This is a genomic window from uncultured Campylobacter sp. (assembly GCF_938017705.1).
Classification (GTDB): domain Bacteria; phylum Campylobacterota; class Campylobacteria; order Campylobacterales; family Campylobacteraceae; genus Campylobacter_B.
On the sequence record NZ_CALIIS010000207.1, the window covers coordinates 1 to 2,524 of the forward strand.

Annotated in this window: 1 protein-coding gene; it reads left to right on the forward strand. The window is 51.0% G+C overall.

Annotation, left to right across the window (positions count from 1 at the left end; all coding sequences use genetic code 11):
• Window positions 1-30: 30 nt before the first annotated feature.
• On the forward strand, window positions 31-2,524 hold a 2,494-nt coding region (locus Q0605_RS09355; RefSeq protein WP_298706455.1), incomplete at its 3' end, for a Sua5/YciO/YrdC/YwlC family protein.

A 2,524-nucleotide genomic window follows, 5' to 3' on the forward strand; every position in this document is an offset into this window, starting at 1 on the left:
GCAAGCTTAAGCGCAGAGGAAAAGGCACTGATAGATTGCAATGTCAAACCGATCGTGATTTTAAAAAAGCGTGATTTTGTTTGGCGCACGCTGACGGGCTTTGCGGCGGATTTCGGCACGCAAAATTTAAAGGCGCAAGGCAAAAATCCTATATCGCCGAGATTTGCAGGCGAGCAAGAAGAGACGGCGCAAGAGCGGGGATCTGCGCTACAAAATTTGCGCAATTTTGCGGCGCAAAAATTTAGTACGCAAAGCGCTGAAGATTGTGCAGAACAGGGCGAATTGCAGAGTGCACAAATTTTTAGCAAAACGACGCACCGTAATTTCGCCTGCGATATGCTAGCAGCAGACGACTCGCAGTATGCGGCAAACGAGCTAGAGCGCGCATACGATCGGTCTGATTTGCAGCGCGCGGCTAAAAATTTGAGCTTGCCGCAAGCAAAAGGCGGGCTAGAGCTGCGACATACGACTAATAATTTAAATTTGCAGTCCGCAGTTGATGGCAGAGACTCGCAATGCGTGGCGAATGGGCCTGATTTTCGGCTTGCGACGGACGAGTCTATTTCTCAAAATTCGGCGAATATTCAGGACTTGCGACATGCCGAGGATAGAGTAGACTTGCAGTGCGCTGCATGCGAGCTGAGTCCGCAACAGACGATAAATTTGCAAGGTTCATGCTCTGCGCGAGCGTGCACGGCGGACGCACGCGGCGCCCATTCCGATAGCGAGGACTATTTCGTGCGTTTGCCCGTAAGCTTTTCGGCGATTTTTAGAGCAAGCGCGATTTTTATCGCTCCAAGCGTGGCGCCGAACCTTAATAAAATAGGCATTTTTCTCGCAAATACTGGCGTGCATCTGCTGCTTTTTGAATATTTTGATCGCCCGATCGTCGCCACAAGCGCCAACATTAGCGGCGAGCCCATTATTTTTAGCAGCGAGGAGTTGCGCGCGAATCTGGGCAGCGTTATCTCGTTTTACCTGGATAACGACCGCGAAATTTTAACGCCGAGTGATGATAGTATCGCCTTTTTACCACCATTTGAAGCGCGAGCTTCGGCGCCTGGTTCAAAAACGGCTCATAGCTCTGGTAAAATTTCCGCGCCACTTCCGACCTACACTGAGATAAGAAGCTCCGCGCAAAATTCCATTCTAACGCAGAATTCCGTCATAAATTACGCGGGCGCACAAACCCCTACCGAGCCGCAAAATTTTAAGAAAAATTCCGCCGCCGAAATAAATTCTGATCGTGAGACTAAATCCATCCGCGCCGCAGGTTTAGCAAATTCCACAAGTGCCCCAAATTCCACAAATGCTGCAAATCTCGCAGATGCCGCAAAACCGACAAGTATCGCAAATTTAGCGAGATATACGAATTTTTCCGCCGAAGCGGACGCTTTAGATCGCGCGCTGTTTTTGCGAACATCTCGCGGAATGAATCCAAAAATTTTCCCTAGCAAATTCCACGCCAAAGGCACTTTTCTCGCGCTCGGAGCGGAGCTTAAAAATCAGTTTGCAATCTACAAAGACGGGCAAATTTTCATCTCGCCCTACATCGGCGATCTTAAAAACGTCGCCACAAATGAGCGATTTTTCGCGCTTTTGGATATGTTCGTGCGCGCCTATGAGCTGAAGTTCGACGCCGTCATCGCGGATCTGCACCCGCAGTTTTCGCACACGCGATTTTTCGAGCAGCGTGGATACCCCGTGGTGCGCTACCAGCACCATTTCGCACATCTGGTATCGAATCTGGCGCAAAACGATCTACTGGGTAGCGGCAAAAAATACCTCGGCTTTTGCTTCGACGGCACCGGCTACGGCACGGACGGCAAAATCTGGGGCGGCGAGGTGATGATTTTTAACGAGTTCGGCTTTAATCGCGTCGCGAAATTCGACGAGATCGCGCTTATCGGCGGCGAGAACGCGATCAAAAACATCTACAAGCTCGCGCTCGCGCTCGTGTTTAAATTTAACGCAAAGGACGCCGCGCGCGAGTTTTTGGCAAAATTTAGCGCGAGCGAAGTCGCAAATTTAGAAAAAATCGCGCCGCGTGCCGTCCGTTCAAGCTCGCTAGGGCGGCTTTTCGACGCGTTTGTTGCGGTCATTTGCGGCCTGCGAACCGTAAGCTTCGACGGCGAGGCGGGCATGCGACTTGAGAACCTATATATCGACGGCTGCGAGCAGAGCTATAAATTTAGGCTGAAAAAAGCGGGCGAAAATTTTACCCAAAACGCGCCGTATTCCGCTTCGCAGCAGCGCAGCGCCGATTATTTGCGGTATAAAACAGGGTGCGAAGCGGAGCAGGGCGGTTTGAATGCGCAAAATAATAGCGGCGCCAAAAACAGCTGCGTGTTGCGAGGCGATTTTAAAAAGCTCGCGGACGATGCGGCAAGCAAAGACTGGCCTGAGCGGGCGGCTCGAAACATCGCAGGCGGCGGTGAAAAGAATGCAAACGCCGCCGCAAATTCTATAAAGCAAGCATCCGCCCTGAATTTAATAAATTCTGAAAGCAAAAATGCCGCCGATG